At 30.6% G+C, this 17,494-nt stretch carries 11 protein-coding genes; 10 read left to right on the top strand and 1 reads right to left on the bottom strand.

Going from position 1 to position 17,494, the window contains the following annotated elements; translation table 11 throughout:
- The coding region (locus ACHZC3_RS00590; RefSeq protein ID WP_394757939.1) for a GTP-binding protein at nt 1-722 on the bottom strand (722 nt) is incomplete at its 3' end.
- A gap of 312 nt (nt 723-1,034) precedes the next feature.
- Here ACHZC3_RS00590 and ACHZC3_RS00585 point away from each other — a divergent pair.
- The 10 genes from ACHZC3_RS00585 to ACHZC3_RS00540 form a co-directional block, all read left to right on the top strand.
- The gene (locus ACHZC3_RS00585) at nt 1,035-4,100 is read left to right on the top strand and encodes a gliding motility-associated C-terminal domain-containing protein (protein ID WP_394757938.1); all 3,066 of its coding nucleotides are present in this window, start codon (nt 1,035-1,037) and stop codon (nt 4,098-4,100) included.
- 52 nt (nt 4,101-4,152) lie between these two features.
- Nucleotides 4,153-5,070, top strand: coding sequence for a type IX secretion system membrane protein PorP/SprF (locus tag ACHZC3_RS00580; protein ID WP_394757937.1), 918 nt, complete (start codon nt 4,153-4,155; stop codon nt 5,068-5,070).
- A gap of 12 nt (nt 5,071-5,082) precedes the next feature.
- Complete coding sequence (locus tag ACHZC3_RS00575) at nt 5,083-7,026, top strand: OmpA family protein (protein ID WP_394757936.1); 1,944 nt, start codon at nt 5,083-5,085, stop codon at nt 7,024-7,026.
- 159 nt (nt 7,027-7,185) lie between these two features.
- Nucleotides 7,186-9,162 (top strand): peptidylprolyl isomerase, encoded by a 1,977-nt coding sequence (locus tag ACHZC3_RS00570; RefSeq protein ID WP_394757935.1) that lies wholly within the window; start codon nt 7,186-7,188, stop codon nt 9,160-9,162.
- 3 nt (nt 9,163-9,165) lie between these two features.
- Entirely contained in the window at nt 9,166-10,545 is a 1,380-nt protein-coding gene (locus ACHZC3_RS00565; protein ID WP_394757934.1) for a peptidylprolyl isomerase, read from the top strand.
- A gap of 227 nt (nt 10,546-10,772) precedes the next feature.
- On the top strand, nt 10,773-12,281 hold the full coding sequence (gene pelF, locus ACHZC3_RS00560; protein WP_394757933.1) for a GT4 family glycosyltransferase PelF: 1,509 nt from the start codon (nt 10,773-10,775) through the stop codon (nt 12,279-12,281).
- Nucleotides 12,278-13,867, top strand: coding sequence for a hypothetical protein (locus tag ACHZC3_RS00555; RefSeq protein ID WP_394757932.1), 1,590 nt, complete (start codon nt 12,278-12,280; stop codon nt 13,865-13,867). The genes pelF and ACHZC3_RS00555 overlap by 4 nt, the downstream gene beginning before the upstream one ends.
- A gap of 4 nt (nt 13,868-13,871) precedes the next feature.
- Entirely contained in the window at nt 13,872-14,639 is a 768-nt protein-coding gene (locus tag ACHZC3_RS00550; RefSeq protein ID WP_394757931.1) for an endo alpha-1,4 polygalactosaminidase, read from the top strand.
- Nucleotide 14,640: 1 nt separating this feature from the next.
- Nucleotides 14,641-16,596: a hypothetical protein gene (locus ACHZC3_RS00545; protein ID WP_394757930.1), complete on the top strand. Its 1,956-nt coding sequence runs from the start codon at nt 14,641-14,643 to the stop codon at nt 16,594-16,596.
- A 19-nt stretch (nt 16,597-16,615) separates the two neighbouring features.
- A partial coding sequence (locus tag ACHZC3_RS00540; protein WP_394757929.1) for a DUF2194 domain-containing protein occupies nt 16,616-17,494 on the top strand: 879 nt, incomplete at its 3' end.

The following is a 17,494-nucleotide window of genomic DNA, read 5'->3' as shown; positions in this document are numbered from 1 at the left end:
TGTCTGTCAAAAGGCGGATAAACTTCAGTAAGTAATTCTAAATTATCACGAAGATCATTGGCAGGTTTCTGACCAATTATTTTTTCTAATTCAGGACTTTGTACATCTGAAATAGCTACTACATCATCAATGTTTTTTCGGCTATCGCTACTAAAAAGATTGATGTTCTTTTCCCAAATATTATATATTCCCTGAAAATCGTAACCCATTCCTATAGGGAAACTCATAGGAGTAACGGTTAGTCCTAGTTTTTGCTCTACTTCATCCATCAAATCGAAAGCATCTTTTCCTTCTCTATCTAACTTATTTATAAAAACCAGAATAGGAATTTTACGCATTCGGCAAACGGCGACAAGTTTTTCGGTTTGTTCTTCGACACCTTTGGCAACGTCAATAACCACAATAACGCTATCTACAGCGGTTAGTGTTCTAAAAGTATCTTCGGCAAAATCCTTGTGTCCTGGTGTATCCAGAATATTAATTTTCTTGTCCTTATATATAAATGCTAAAACCGAAGTAGAAACAGAAATCCCTCTCTGACGTTCTATTTCCATAAAATCAGAAGTTGCCCCTTTTTTAATCTTATTATTCTTCACGGCTCCAGCTTCTTGTATCGCACCACCAAAAAGCAATAGCTTTTCTGTGAGTGTTGTTTTACCAGCATCGGGATGGGAGATAATCCCGAAAGTTCGTCTACGTTCTATTTCTTTTAAAAAACTCATTTAAAATATTTTTGCAAAAATAGTATTTATAAATAAGTATTGGTTGTTTGTATAAAATTTAATTTCAGTCTAAAACTAGGATTTTTAATAATAGTTGTAATAAAATAGACGTTTGTCGCTATTGTATAAGCTTAAAAGAGCTTGTGTCTTTGCAATAACAGGTTTGCAATTGAAAAGGATGTATTGAATAAAGAAGTTGTTTTTAAATATTTGAATTACAGTATTTTGTTTATATTTGGATGTTACAAAATATTAACATAATTTTGTGATATAATTCTGTTAATTAAAGAATGATAACAAATATTATAACTTATGAATAAATATTTTACTCAGAAAATTAATGAAAATTCAAAATACAACTTAAAAGTGCCTTCGTGCCATTTTTCACTTTTTTATCTTAGCAAAATTAATTTTAAAGAGAGGGTAAGTTTATTATTATTATTATTATTATTTGGTTTTTCAAATACTTTTGCTCAAACAGGCAAAGATGGTTCGATAACTGTTAATGCATCAAATACGCTGCTCAATAGATATACTCGAGTTACTGCTAATGTTCTTGCAGGTTCTAATACAATAACTGTATTTGATATCAATGAATTAAATCGAGATGGTATTGGGTACCTACCCGCGGGTTATGTTACTCAAGCTACCGGCTTTATTTCTAATAATTTATCACCAGGTGATTTAATTATGTTGTATCAGGCGCAAGGAGCTGTTATTGATGCAACAAATACAATAAATTACGGTTCTGTGACCATTGTTAATGGAGCTGGAGGTTATGAGTTTGCTTATGTAGAAAGTGTTGCGGGTAACGTTATTACAATGACATGTACTACAAAACTGTCTTACTTTGCTTCTAGATACGTGCAGGTTATTAGGGTTCCTCAATATGTTAATTTAACTATAAATGCAGCTGCTTCTGTTGTTCCTGTACCGTGGGGAAATCCTTCATTTGGTGGAGCAAGCGCTTCAGCTATAGAAAGAAGAAGAGGAGGGGTTGTTGTTGCATTAGCTAATCAGATTATAAATAATGGAGCAATTAATGCAAATCTTTCTGGCTTCAGAGGAGGGACAAGAGATAATAATAGTTCTGCTTTTGATAATAGTTTTACAGTTGATTTTAGAACAAATAATTCCAGTCTTGGGGCTGAAAAAGGAGAAGGTATAGCAGGGTATAGAGACGATTATGATGCGTTGTATAACGGTCGATATGGACGTGGTGGTGCTGCCAATGGTGGTGGTGGTGGAAACGGTCATAACGCTGGAGGCGGCGGTGGAGCTAATGGTGGAATACTCGCAAATTGGTTTAGAGGATCTGGTATAATGAATAGCTTCGGAACTTGTGGAGTTCCTGGTGCTTGGGCTCTTGATCCTGATTATATTGCAAATGGAAATGCACTTACAAACTCTTCAGGTGGAGGTAAAGGAGGTTATACTTTTGGAAGTAATAATTTAAATGCTTGTATAAATGGACCTTCATACCCTGCTAATTTTATAGCTCCAGGTTCACCTGCTGCTGCTGTTATAGTTGCATGGGGAGGCGATCGAAGAGATGCTGGAGGAGGATTAGGAGCAAGACCTACACCAATTACTAATACACAAGCTCAAGTTTTCTTCGGAGGTGGAGGTGGAGCTGGTGATGGTAATAATAATGCGAACGCGGACGGTGGTGACGGTGGCGGAGTTGTTGTACTAGTAGTTCAAAACAATATTACAGGAACTGGTTCGATTACAGCTAATGGAGAAAATGGATTAAATACTATAGGTGGTCACAACGATGCTCCTGGTGGTGGTGGTGGTGGTGGATCTATTGTCGTTCAAGCGAATACAATAGGGAATACCATAACAATAAATACCAATGGAGGTAATGGAGGAAACCAATTAATCGGATCTAATGAATCTGAAGGACCTGGAGGAGGAGGAAGTGGAGGAGTCATTTTAATAAATGTTACAACGGATGGTTCTACTAAAACTGTTCTTGGAGGTGTAAATGGAACGACAAATTCTGCTGCTGTAACTGAATTTAATGCTAATGGAGCAACAAGTGGAAATGTTGGTTCAATTCTTTCAACTTCTTTATTGTTAAATTATTCTTTCTGTGCCAATGTTGGGATCGTTAAAACGGTAAGTAACGCTACACCTGCTGTAGGTAGTAATGTAACCTTTACTTTAACAGCGAACAATGCAGGGCCAAGTAATGCAACGAATGTTGTGGTTAATGATGTACTTCCAGCAGGCTATACTTTTGTAAGTGCTACGCCAAGTACAGGAACATGGACAGCACCAAACTGGACAATAGGAAACTTAGCCAATGGCGCAAGCGAAACATTAGATATAACAGTTACAGTAAATGCAACAGGAAGTTATGCCAATACAGCTACTATAACATTAACAGAAACCGATCCAACACCAGCAAATAATACATCAACTAATACACCAGTACCATTTAATGTAATCGATGCGATAGTAGATCCAGCAGTAACAGTAACAACTGGCGCAACAGCAACGACCGTACCAGGTACCGTAATAGGAAACGATACAATAAACGGAGTACCGGTAACCACAGCCAATACGGATGTAACAGTAGGATCAAATGGTCCATTGAGTATCGATGTAGATGGAGTAATTACAGTAGCGGCCAATACGCCAAGTGGAACATATACGATCACGTACCAATTGTGTGAAACAGGCGCCACGCCAACCCCACCAGGTAACTGTGATACAGCAGTAGCAACAGTAATTGTATCCAATGTGATTGATGCTGAAGATGATACTGCTACTACCATTTCAGGCTCTGCAGGAGTTGCTGATATAATTAATATATTTGATAATGACACTTTCAATGGAAACCCTGTTATGTTAGGAACGGCTCCTGGTGAGATTACATTAACAGTAGTTGGGGTATTGCCTACAGGAATTTTATTAGATACAACTAATGGTAACGTGTCTGTTGCTCCAGGAACACCAGCTGGAACATATACTTTCGAGTATACTATATGTGAAGTTGGCGCAACACCAACGCCTCCAGGAAATTGCGATACTGCGACAGTTACAATTGTTGTAAACACTATACAGGATTTAGATATTTACACTCATATGACTCCAAATGGGGATGGTGATAATGATGTATTTTTTATTGATGGAATAAATAAATATCCGAATAATACTGTAGAAATTTATAATAGATGGGGCGTTTTAGTGTATGAGGTTTCAGGTTATAATAACAACGATAGATCATTTAAAGGAATATCTGAAGGAAGAGTGACCCTTAATCAGATTTTGCAATTGCCAGTCGGAACTTATTTCTATATTGTTAAGTATACAAAAGATTCAGGAGAAACTAAAGATCGTTCAGGATATTTATATATTAATAGATAATAATCTAAAAGGGGATTAATTTCCCTTTTTGGAATTATAAAAAATAAAAAAAATGAAAAGAAAATTTTTAACATTATTGTTTGTACTAATTGGAGTGTCAATGTATTCACAACAAGATTCCCAGTTCACACAATATATGTATAACACTATTAATATAAATCCTGCTTATGCTGGTACAAGAGGGGTTTTGAGTATTTTTGGATTGCATAGAAACCAATGGGTTGGTCTTGATGGCGCACCAGTAACTAATGCTTTATCGCTAAACTCTCCAATTGAAAATACAAATATTGGTTTAGGATTGTCATTTATTAATGATAAAATAGGTCCAGCTGATGAAAATTCAATTTCTGTAGATATTTCTTATTCTATTAAAACATCAGAAGCATATAAATTGTCTTTTGGAGTAAAAGGGACTGCTAATTTGTTTAATGTAGATCTTATTGGTAAAACAACTCAATTCGATTTAGGAGATAAGTTATTATATAATGTGGATAATAAATTCTCTCCAAATATTGGTGTAGGTGCTTATTGGCATTCTGACAAAACCTATTTTGGACTTTCGGTTCCTAATATTTTAGAAACGCAACATTATAAAGACGATGTAAAATCTTCTATTGCAAGCGAGAGGATGCACATTTACTTTATATCAGGACGTGTTTTTGATTTGTCATCAAGTTTAAAATTGAAACCAGCATTGCTTACAAAAATGGTAAAAGGAGCGCCACTTCAAGTAGACTTGTCTGCAAATTTCTTATATAATGAGAAATTTACGTTAGGTGCAGCTTATAGATGGAGTGCGGCATTAAGTTTAATGGCTGGATTTCAAATATCAGATTCTTTGTTCGCAGGATACGCGTATGATTTAGAAACTACCAGATTGGGTAACTATAATTCAGGGTCACATGAAATATTCTTGAGATATGAATTGTTTAAAAATTACGATAAAATTGTTTCACCTAGATTCTTCTAAATAGAAAAGATTATGAAATTAAAATTAATAATTATATGTGCTTTTTTAAGCTTTTCATCAATTTTAGCTCAAAAGGCAAAAATAGAATCTGCGGATAAAAAATATAATGATTTAGCTTACATTAATGCTATAGAAATTTATCAAAAAGTAGCTGAAAAAGGCTACAAATCAGTCGATTTATTTCAAAAATTAGGAAACGCAAATTATTTTAATGCTAATTTAAGTGAAGCAGCAAAATGGTATGGACAGCTTTTTAATCTTGGAGAAGAAGTAGACAAAGAATACTATTACAGATATTCTCTTTGTTTAAAATCTATAGGTGATTACAAAAAAGCAGAAGATTATTTATATCAATTTAGTCAAAAATCTGGAGCAGATGTTCGAGCTTCTATTTATAAAGCAAATCAAAACTATATTAGTGAAATTAAAGCCAACTCTGGTCGTTTTAAAATAGAAGATGCAGGAATAAACACAGTATATTCAGACTACGGAGCAGCGTTAAACAAAGATAAATTTGTTTATACTTCAGCCAGAGATACAAGTGGCGCTTCAAGTAGAAAACACACTTGGACTGGACAATCTTTTTCTAATTTATTTACTTCCCAGATAAACGGAGACGGAGTATTACTTGCTCCAGAAAGAATGGCAAGCAAAGTAAATTCTAAATTTAACGAATCTACAGCGGTATTTACAAAAGACGGGAATACAATGTATTTTACCAGAAACAACTTTAATGATGGTAAAAGAAAAACAGATGCTGAAGGAACGACAAAATTAAAATTATACAAAGCAACCCTCGAAAACTATGAATGGAAAAATATTGTTGAATTACCATTCAATAGTGATTTATATAGTGTAGCACATCCTGCATTAAGTCCAGATGAAAAAACATTGTATTTTGCATCAAATATGCCAGGAACTGTGGGTTTGTCAGATATTTTTAAAGTAACTATAAATGATGATGATACATATAGCACACCAGTAAATTTAGGGAACCCTGTAAATACTGAAGGAAGAGAAACTTTCCCATTTGTATCTGATAATAATGAGTTGTATTTTGCTTCCGATGGACAATTAGGTTTGGGAGGATTAGATGTATTTGTTACAAAAATGGCTCCTGATGGGACTATGTCTAAAGTTTTTAATCTTGGAACACCAATAAATGGACCACAAGATGACTTTGCTTTCTTAATAGAATCAAAAAGCAAACTAGGTTTTTTTACCTCAAATCGTGATGGAGGAAAAGGGAATGATGATATCTATAAATTGTTTGAACAAATTCCTTTGCAATACGATTGCAAACAAAATCTTTCAGGCGTTGTAACAGATAAGGAAACTACTGAAATAATTCCAAATGCAAAAGTTACATTGTATGACGATAAAATGGTTGAATTAAAATCGATTTTTGCAACTGAAAAAGGAGAATACAGTTTTGCAGATTTAGAGTGCGAAAAACAATATTTTGTTAGATCAGAAAACAAAGATTTTGATACCGTAGAAAACAGTGTAGTTACTGGAAAAGTAGCGGGTGGTGATACTTTCAATGACTTAATAGCTGAAAAAAGAATCAAAACTGTTAAAGTAGGTTCGGATTTAGCTAAAACATTTAATATCAAAATTATTTATTTCGATTTAGATAAATCTAATATTAGACAAGATGCAGCATTAGAACTTGAAAAAATTCTAGCAGTAATGCAACAAAATCCTAGGATGAAAGTCGATGTAAGATCGCATACAGATAGTCGTCAAACTGCTAGTTATAACGAAAAACTATCAGATAGAAGAGCGAAATCTACAATTGCTTGGCTAGTTAAAAACGGTATTAATATCAGTAGATTATCAGGAAAAGGTTATGGAGAATCTCAATTAGTAAACAAATGTGCAGACGGAATCGAATGTTCTGAAGAAGAACATCAAGCCAATAGAAGAAGTGAGTTTGTTATTATTTCAATGTAATATTCATTGTGTTATTTATTTAAAAGCATCTCACTTTTGTGGGATGCTTTTTGTTTATATAAATTTTTGTTAATACATAACAATATAGTTGTATAATGTAACCGAATTGTTATTTTTGTTCGTTATTAAAAAAAGTATCTTTAAAAATAAATATCAAGAATGAGAATTAATAAAATAATCTTAGGTTTTGCACTAACTCTTAATTGTTTGGCTTTCGCTCAAAGTGAGAAAAAAGAAATTCTTTTTTCTATTGATGATAAACCATATTATACAGATGAGTTTTCAAGAGTTTACAACAAAAATATCGATTTAGTAAAAGACGAATCTCAAAAAGATTTAAATCAGTATATGGAATTGTTCGTTGGTTACAAACTTAAAATAAACAAAGCCAATAAAATAGGACTACAAAATAATGTAAAATATATAAATGAGTTAAAATCATATAGAACTCAGTTATCTAAAAATTATACATCTGATACTAAAGTAACAAAAGCACTTATTGAAGAAGGTTACAATCGTTCGCTAAAAGAAATTAGAGCTTCACACATTTTAATCACTGTCGATGAAAATGCAATACCAGCAGATACATTAAAAGCATACAATCAAGCTTTAGATATTAGAAAAAAAGCACTAGCAGGAGAAAAATTTGATGATCTTGCAGTTAGATTTTCTCAAGATCCTTCAGCCAAAGAAAACAAAGGTGATTTAGGCTATTTTTCAGCTTTTAGGATGGTTTACGCATTCGAATCTGCTGCTTTTAACACTAAGAAAGGTGAAATTTCGATGCCAGTTCGCACAAAATTTGGTTACCATTTAATAAAGGTAGTAGATTCTCGTGATAATCGTGGCGAAGTTACTGTGTCTCATATTATGATTTTAAAGCCTGCAACAACGACAGATTCACAGGAGGATATTCAAAAACCAAAATCAAGAATTCAAGATATTTATACAAAACTAAAACAAGGTGAAAACTTTGAGAGTTTAGCTAATCAGTTTTCGGAAGATAAAAACTCAGCACCAAAAGGTGGGCTTTTGCCTCGTTTTGCTTCAGGACAACTAAGTTCAGAAGAATTTGAAAACGTAGCTTTTGGGCTTACAATACCTAACTCTTATTCAGAACCATTCGAAAGTCAATTTGGTTGGCATATTGTGAAATTAGTTGACAAGCATCCAATAAAAAAACTCGACGAAATGGAAAGAGAATTGGATACAAAAATTAGAAAAGACGATCGTTCTCGACTAATCACAAATTCGCTAACAACAAAACTTCAGAAAAAATATACGATTGTCCGAGACGAAAATTTATATGCAAAAATAAAAGCATTGGTTACAGATAAATTTTATTCTAGCGATTGGATTCTTCCAACAAATATGAAAGATTACAACCAAGTGTTGTTTAAAGTTGAAAATTATGAAGTAAAAGCAACCGCATTTTTGTCAAATTTAGATTCTCAACAAAAATCGAACTTAAAAATAAAACCTATTGGTAAATTAGTTGATTATGTGTATCAAAATTTTGTCGATACTCAAATGACAAATTACTATAATGACAATCTAGAAAAAGAATTTCCAGAATTTGCAAATGTTATCGAGGAGTACCGTGATGGATTATTGCTTTTTGACCTAATGGAAAAAGAAATTTGGGAGAAAGCAAAACAAGATACTTTGGGGCTTAAAAATTATTACAATGCTAATCAAAACAAATACCAGTGGAAAAATAGAGCTGATGTTCTAGTTGCTTCTTCCACAAAAATGGATGTTGTTAAAAATGCAAGAAAATTATTAAAGAAAGACCAAACTGCCGATTTCCTAAAAGAAACTTTAAATACTAAAGAAGTTGTAAATATTATGACTAAGCAGGAAACATATGAAGAAGGCTCAGATAATTTTCCTAAAAATGGAAAATTCAAAATTGGAGTTTCTGACGTTTATAAAGACGGAGAGTTTTATTTTGTAAATAAAGTATCAAAAATAGTACCTGCAGGAACAAAAACACTTGATGAAGCTCGTGGAAAAGTTATAAACGATTACCAACAATATTTAGAAGATAATTGGGTAAGCGACTTGAAAAAAGAATTTAAAGTAACCATAAATCAAGAAGTTTTCGAAAGATTGAAAGCTTCAATGAAAAAATAATTAATGCCAATAAATAATTTTAAAATGAACGTAGTAAGTAGTAAGTTAAGTTTAATAATAACACTTTTAGCCATTTCGTTAGGAGTTTCAGCTCAGGAGAAAAAGCAAAAAATTGATGGTGTTATTGCTGTTGTAGGTGATTATGTTATTTTAGATTCAGATATTGACAAAACAACACTTGAACTAAAAAGTCAAGGAATAGATACTAAAGATATTACACGTTGCCAAATGTTAGGCAAACTATTAGAAGATAAATTATATGCGCATCAAGCGGTTCAGGATAGTATAGTTATAGATGACAAAGAAGTAAACTCTAAGCTAGACGAACAAATTAGTTATATGGTAGAACAACTAGGTTCTATGGAAAAAGTAGTTCAGTACTTCAAGAAGTCTAACGAACAAGATTTTAGAGCAGAATTATTTGATATTATCAAGGTTAACAAACTAACTTCTGAAATGCAAAAGAAAGTTGTCGATGAAGTAATTATTACACCAGAAGAAGTTCGTAATTTTTTCAAAACAATTCCTAAAGCAGATTTGCCTGTTTTTGGTGCCGAAATGGAAGTAGCACAAATTGTTGTAAAACCAGTCGTTTCTCAAGAAGCAAAACAAAAAGTAATAGACCAACTAAAAGCCATAAAAAAAGAAGTGCAAGAAGGATCAAGTTTCTTCGGAAAAGCGGTGCTTTACTCTGAAGACAAAGGGTCAAGTTCTAATGGAGGTTTTTATAAAATGGATAGAAAAACCCAATTTGTAAAAGAATTTAAAGATGTAGCATTTAGCCTAAAAGAAGGAGAAATCTCAGATCCATTCCCATCAGATTTTGGATATCATATTATTTATCTAGAAAAAATTAGAGGACAAGAAGTAGATTTGCGTCACATCGTAATTTCTCCAAAAGTATCAGATGAAGCACTAAAAGCATCAAAAGAAAAAATAGAATTAATTCGCAAAAGAATTACAGACAAAGAAATTACCTTTGCTGAAGCCGCTCGTACAATGTCTGACGAAAAAGAAACTCGTAATGACGGAGGTGTTTTAACCAACCCAAAAACCCAAGACACTCGTTTTGAGTTAACAAAAATGGATCCAGCATTATACAGTCAAGTAGCAAATCTAAAAGACAACGGGATTTCAAATCCGATTATTGATGAGGATCGTACAGGAGGAAAATTCTACAAAATTATCACAGTAACAAATCGTTACGAAGAGCATCCAGCCGATTATTCTAAAGATTATACACGTCTAAAAGAATTAGCGCTTAAAGAAAAACAAATCAAAGCCATTGCAAAATGGTCTGAAGAAAAAATTAAAGAAACTTATATAAAAATTAACGGCGAATACCGTGATTGTACTTTTACAAACAATTGGCTAAAAAAATAAATTATTTAAAGAAGATAACTTTGATTAAGCGTTTTTTAACCATATTTGTTTTCATGCTTCTAGTTTAGTAATTATAAAATAAAATTATTAATATAATCACTCTATTTCTAGTTGGTATTGGAAGAATTAAGTTTTTCTGACGAAATGTTTTGATATTTATAGTAGATAAATTTTACTTTTGTAACTAATAAATAGTAATTTAGGAAGGTGTGAAGAAATCTATTTTAATGGCTTTAGAAGGGACCTATCCTTTTCATGGGGGAGGAGTTTCAACTTGGGCACACATTTTGTGCGAAAAGATAAGTGGTTATAATTTTGAGTTGTACTCTGTCAATGCTGTATTTGAGAAAGAAAGTAAGTATAATTTAACTGAAGCCGTTTCTGGATTAACCCAAGTGCCTATGTGGTATGCGTTAGAACCAAGAGAAATCATTAGATTTAATGATACTTATTGTGATTTTGTAGTTAAGAAAGAATTGGATTTATCTAATGCTATTGAAACTGATTTCATTCCTCTCTTTGTTCGATTGATAAATCAAATATATTCAGAATCGATTGATGTTACTGAATTAGAAAGTGTCATTATAGAAATGTGGTACTTTTTTCAAAAAAATGATTATAAGCTTACTATGAAAGACCCACATGTTTGGGAAACATTCAAAGAAGAAGTACTTAAATACATTGAATTTCATAAAATTGAGAAAGCAACATTGTTAGATTTGACTTATGCAATGAGATGGATTTATCATTTTTTAATGCCAATTTCAATAGATTTTCCAAGAACCACAATTATACATCTTGCCTTATCAGGTTTTGTCGCTATTCCTGCAATAATTCAAAAACATTTATATAATACTCCAATTTTGTTAACTGAACACGGAGTATATATTCGTGAGCGCTTGTTGGCAATTAGTCAGTCTGATAGCTCTTATTTTTTAAAGGATTTTTTAATTCGATTTTCTGAATGTGCTACTCGTTTAGCTTATAATAAATCAGATATAATTATGTCTGTAAATAAATTCAACTTTAAGTGGGAACGAATGTATGGTGCTCGAGATGAACAGTTACGAGTTGTTTATAATGGCATTGATCATATGCGATTTATTCCTCGCGAAAAACCAGCCGAACTAAAAGGTATTCCTACCGTTGTTGGCATGGCACGTATATTCGAATTGAAAGATATACTTACAATGGTAAAATCTTGTAAGGTTGTTAAAGATGTTTTTCCTAATATTCAGTATAGAATTTATGGTGAGAATAATGCCGTGCCAGAATACACTTTAAAATGTGAAAAACTTATTGAAGAATTAGATTTAAAAGAAAATTTTTTGCTTTTAGGGCCTCATAAATTTCCTGAAAAAGTATTTTGCGAAGGTGATATGTCCATTTTGACTTCAATTTCTGAGGGTTTTCCATATACCATTATCGAATCAATGAGTTGTGCTATTCCAGTTGTATCTACTGATGTAGGAGGAGTAGCAGAAGCTCTTAACGAAGAGTGTGGAATACTTTGCAAACCAAAAGACGCAAATGATATAGGTCAGGCTGTAATAAAGTTACTTCAAAATGAAGAATTAAGACTTCAAATGGCTGCAAATTCGAGAAAAAGAGTTGAAGATTTTTTTACGATTGATAAATTTATTAAACAATACGAAGAAATTTATGATGAATTGTCGATGAAATCATCTTATGTTGAACAAAACGTGACCTCGTTTTCAAACAAAATAAAAAGATGAAAAATTTCAATATTGCCGAGAATAAAATAGATATACTAGCTTTTCAAATAAAAGAAAGAATAGGTAAGTCTGTGAGTGTTAATGTTACTCAGGCAATTATCGAATCTTTTGGTATTAGGCAAGTAGATGTGTTGTCAGATTATGGAATTCCTACAATTGAAGAATTAGCTCAAGTTGTGCATCAAAATTTAGAAAAAAGAAATCATGAAAACGTTCTCACAGATGACAATCCAGTCCCAAAAGTAAAAAAGATTACGAATGTAAAAAATTTCTTAAAAGATTATATAACAGGAATTATACATGTTTTTCCTATTTTCTTTCAGGTTCTTTCGGTAGTTATTTTCGGATATTCATTATGGGTTTATGCAGATTTTAATATTCTTCAATCTACATCGGTTGTTGTTGGGGTAATGTCGAGTTTGATTTTAACAGGAGGCGTTGTTACGGTTGTTAGTAAGCAAATTTCTTTTTATTGGAATCATAAAAATGAGGAAATGGTGTTTCAAACGACCGTTTATTTGCTTAAAAAAGGATTTCAAGTACTCTTTCTTGGAAATTTATTTCTTATTATTTTCTCAGTTATATTAGGATTGTTTGCAATTGAAATGGCTTTTTTAAGCTCTATTTATTCTATGTTAATCGGTGGGATTTTGTTATTTATAGCTCCTTTACACGTTATAAAAAGAAGAGGAATAATTACAGTTTCAATTATAGTTGGAACAGTGGTTTCTTTGATATTAAAGTATTATACTTCTTTAAGTATTTATATTACACATTGGCTGGGAATATCATTAGTTACACTTATTTTGTTCTTATATCTTTTACTTTATTTTATAAAGAGAAAAATAGTTTTTAATAAGTTTAGTCATAAAGATGTTCATTCAGAATTTATTGTTTACAATAACTATATCTACTTTTTTTATGGAACCCTATTTTATTTCTATATTTTTTTAGATCGAATTCTTGCTTGGTCAGTTCAAGAAAAAGAACGTTTTTTATATTTTATTTTTTTTGAAAAAGATTATGAAATAGGCATGGATATAGCTTTGCTTACTTACCTTTTAGTAGCTGGAATTATGGAGTTTAGTATTTCTTCATTTACTACGGTTCTAGATGATATGCAATCACAAATTAAGGCGACTGAAACCCAAAATTATGGACGATTATTTCTGAAAAAGTATTTTAGAAATGTTCTTTTACTCACTCTTTCGTGTTGTCTAGCTTTTTCTATACAAGCTTTTTTGATGTACTCACCTCATGGTTATAACTCATTTTTTGATGAAGATTTGAATGATTTAAATATAAAGGTTTGTATTCTAGGTTCATTAGGGTATTTTTTTCTATCTTGGGCAGCTTTAAATGTCTTGTATTTTTTTACACTCGGACAACCATTAAAAGCTTTTAACGGATTATTGATAGCAATTTTATGTAATGTTTCCGTAGGTTTATTTTTAAGTAGATTAATGTCGTATGAATTGAGTGTAATTGGATTTCTTTTTGGAAGTTTTGTTTTCATGCTCTATACAACATATCATCTCAGAGGGTTTTTTAAGAAAATGGATTATTACTATTATGCAGCTTTTTAAAATTATGATGTTTTTATTTTCATTTGGTAGCTTGTTTGCAAAAACGAAGCCTAAATTTTTAGTATGTTATGGCAAATTTGATATTGTTAAGGTAAAAGGTTATGATTTACTTATTGTAGAAGCAGCACATTTTAAATATTCAGATATTCAGTTTTTAAAAAAATATAATAAAAAAGTGGTAGCCTATATTAGTTTAGGAGAAGTAAACGAAAATGCTAAAGACTTTAAATTTTTGAAGGAAACAACCTCGGGTAAAAATAATGATTGGAATAGTCATTATTTAGATTTAACTGCTGAGAAAACAATTGTTGTATTAAAAAAGAGAATCAAAAACATATTCTTTATGGGATATGATGGTTTGTTTTTAGACAATATCGATAATTTTACTTCGTTTGGCCCAACCTTTAACCAGCAACATAATTTAATTCAGTTTATTAAAGAAATAAGAGGTATATATCTTGATAAGTTTTTAGTTCAAAATGCAGGACTCGAGATTGTTAATAAAACGGAAGAATTTATAGATTGTGTATTGATAGAATCAATTGTAACTGGATATGATTTTAATGAGAAAAAATATCAATTAAGAAGTGATGCCGAAATTAAGCAGAGATTAGATGTGATAAATCAGCAATTTTACAATAGCAAGATACCAGTTTTATTATTAGAATATGCTAATAAGACTAAGTTGAAAAGAGAAGTTTCAAAAATTTTAAAAAGAACAAAATATTCTTTTAGTATTAATGAAATAACACTTCAAAAAATTCCTGATTAGTATGAATATATATTTAAATATAACATTAGGATTAATTAAGATTTTCTTTTTATTTTCAATGCTTTTTTTAGGAATTAAAAAATATGTACTATTAAAAAGAGATTTTACATTTATTTTTGATGCCATTATAAGGAAATATTTTGAATATTTTAGTTTGCTAATATTGGTTCTTTTTGCAACAATTTACACTGGTTTCTATGACGGAATTGTAGTAAGTATTATAATGGCTATTATAGTTCTTGGGGATTATCTTAAGGTGACAAATCCATATTATTTTGTTTCTAAATTTAAAGAAAGATTTAAATTTAGACTTATTGATTTAGTAAAAAACCTTGAAAAAAATCAATTTTCTATTAAAAGTATCTTCACTGGGTATTTTAATTTTAAAAACAGAAAAAATATTTATATTTTATATTCAATAGCCTTTCTTCTAGGTTTAATTATATTGATATCGTTTTATTTTATTAGGTATGATCATTATTTGTTCTCACCGTCCTGGTTCGAAGTTTTAGAAATGATAAATGCAAAAGATGACCAAAAATGGTTTACTACATCTATCAAATCCGAGGGAATTTATGCATTTATTAACTATATATCTCATGTTACTAATTCCTCACCAGAAATAACGATTTATATATATTCGGTGTTCCAGTTATTGATTGTTGTCTTTTTTATTTTTTGGATAGTTGTAAAAATAACCAAATCACAAATTATAATACCTGTATTTGTTTCGTTATTTTATATACTTGGATTTACATATCTTCCAGTAAATATAACTAATTTTTATCAAAGTAGTTCCATGCATTTGGCATTTACATTGGTTTTTCCCATTATGATTTATACAATGAATCCTGAATCATTACCTTATAGTAAATGGGAAAGATTCGTTAGGTTTTTAATTGCATTTTTAGCCTTGGGATTACTAGACTTTTATATATTATTCTTTGTGCTTCCGTTTTTTTTCGTAATTAATTCTATTATCTATATCTCTAAAACTAATTTATCTAGATTAATACTTATTGGGGTCTACTTGCTTTCTATTATAGTTTTGTTATTGATGTATTCTCACTTTCTAGACGGTTTTTCAGAGAGTATTTCTGTTTTCTTTAAAAGAAACTTAATAGCTGTCGAATTGTATTTTTATAATCCATACATGTCTATTTCGGTTGATAGATTACTCTTTTATTATCAAATAATTTTTATTTCTGGTTTTTTTGTAAATATATTGTTTGCAATCTTATTTTTTAAAAAATGGAAAAAAAAAATGGTATTCTTCCTTTTCACATTAGTAATTTACCTTCTTACACAAATTAATTACATATGGATCGATAATGATTTATTATTAAGAATGTTGTCTATATTAATTCCAATTCAAACAGGTATAGTAATTTCAATATTTTTTGATTTATTCAAAATTATATTCAAAAAAGAATATTATAAATCATACAGAGTTATAGTTGTCGTTGTAGTTACTGTTTTAATATTTGGTGCTTTACAAAGAAAACAAATATCGATTGAAAAAGAAGAATACGAAGTTCTAAATGAAGAGGTGCTTTCGGCAAATGAAAAAATATTAAGAAACTATTTGGATAGATCGTACATGGTTGTAAACAAAGAGGAGTTTATAGATTTAAGTAGTGGAAATCGATTTTTTATGTCCTATAAAGAATTTATGCATGAAAAATATTTAAAACAAGATAATCTCTACGCAAAGTATATCGGCAATAATAAATATTTGCATAAGCATCCTAATATAGTAATGCCCTCAAGTGTTTTAGTCTTTGTATATGATGAAAAATTTTCTAAAGATGTAGAAAGAAAATGGTTGCTATATAGAATAAATTATTTAAAATCTATTGGAAGACCTGTTAGAGAAATATATCAATCTAAATATTTAAAAGTTTTTGAAATTATAAATAAGTCTAATTCAAGTTATGTTACAGAAATGGTGTTTTAATAAAATTGCAAAGTTTATTTTGCTTATAATTATTATTTCTTTTACGAGTTGTAATAGTATAGACTCTCTTTATAGAGCAAAAAGTCGTTGGTTAGAATCGAATCAAAAAGAATCTTTTTTAAAACCTTATGCTGATGTTGATTATAGCAAACAACCATTAGTGGAATATCTTTTGGATTCAAAAGACAGTATGTCAATAAACTATTTTAATCATTATAAAAAACTTTGTGATTATACTAAGTTGCCTTTTAATTTTAAGCCTACTTCTAGGTGGAATGCAGAAATGAATATCGAAAAATCGACCAAAGTATTAATTATAAAAAACACTAAATCGATTAATACTAAATCTATAGATTCAATTCTGAGTTTTGTTGCCAATGGAGGTACATTGTTATTGCCAGCAGCTTCTGAAGATAAAAGATTTGCGTATTTTATAGGATTAGCTCCCAATGCAAAAATGGAGTTTGATGTTACTTCAAAAGGATTTTATGACAAAGACGCACTATTAACTGGTATAGGGAACAAATTTTTCAAAAAGAATTACGGACATTTTGCTTACAGCAAAACAAATTTTTCGGAAAAAATTAAAACATTGTTTTGGTCCAACAATTTAGAAGATTTTCCAGTAGTCCTTGAAAATAAAATAGGTAAAGGAAAGGTGGTTTATTATAATACAACAGTCACCTTTCAAAAAAATGATCGAGGTTTACTTTTTTTAGGTTTACTGAGAGGACTTCAAGGAATTCCTTATCCAGTAGCTAACACAAATACAATATTTCTAGATGATTTTCCCTCTCCCCTTTATGATGTTAAAAAAGAACCAATAAAATCGGAATTTAATTTATCGATGAATGATTTTGTTCATAAAGTTTGGTGGCCAGATATGGTAAAACTTTCA

The organism is Flavobacterium sp. (assembly GCF_043720215.1).
Lineage (GTDB): Bacteria > Bacteroidota > Bacteroidia > Flavobacteriales > Flavobacteriaceae > Flavobacterium.
This window is presented reverse-complemented; position numbering and strand designations above follow the sequence as displayed.